Annotated in this window: 2 rRNA genes; both read left to right on the forward strand. The window is 51.3% G+C overall.

The window, feature by feature from the left end:
- A 16S ribosomal RNA gene (locus E0L35_RS25550) occupies positions 1-110 on the forward strand; the annotation flags it as partial.
- A gap of 246 nt (positions 111-356) precedes the next feature.
- Positions 357-460, forward strand: a 23S ribosomal RNA gene (locus E0L35_RS25555); the annotation flags it as partial.

The following is a 460-nucleotide window of genomic DNA, read 5'->3' on the forward strand; positions in this document are numbered from 1 at the left end:
AGAAGTGGTTAGCCTAACGCAAGAGGGCGATCACCACGGTGTGGTTCATGACTGGGGTGAAGTCGTAACAAGGTAGCCGTAGGGGAACCTGCGGCTGGATCACCTCCTTAAACGATGCGTCACAGTCGGTAAGCGTCCACAATGAATTACCTGATCAGATAGCTGTTGATGCGCAGTGATAAGCCAGCCGCCTACGGCGTTGCCTTATCACTGCGTATAGCAGTCGCTCTTTAACAATGTATATCATGCTGACAAGAACACGCCGTAAGGCATGTTCTTAAATTGTGATACGTCTCAAGCGTATCCGGCAAAATGAAACGTGATCATTGCGACATCCAGACTCCTTCGGGTTATAGGGTCAAGCAATGAAGCGCACACGGTGGATGCCTAGGCAGCCAGAGGCGATGAAAGACGTGGTAGCCTGCGATAAGGTTCGGTGAGGTGGCAACAACCTGTGACC

Origin of the sequence: Halomonas sp. ATBC28 (assembly GCF_005937175.1) — a bacterium.
Classification (GTDB): Bacteria; Pseudomonadota; Gammaproteobacteria; order Pseudomonadales; family Halomonadaceae; genus Vreelandella; species Vreelandella titanicae.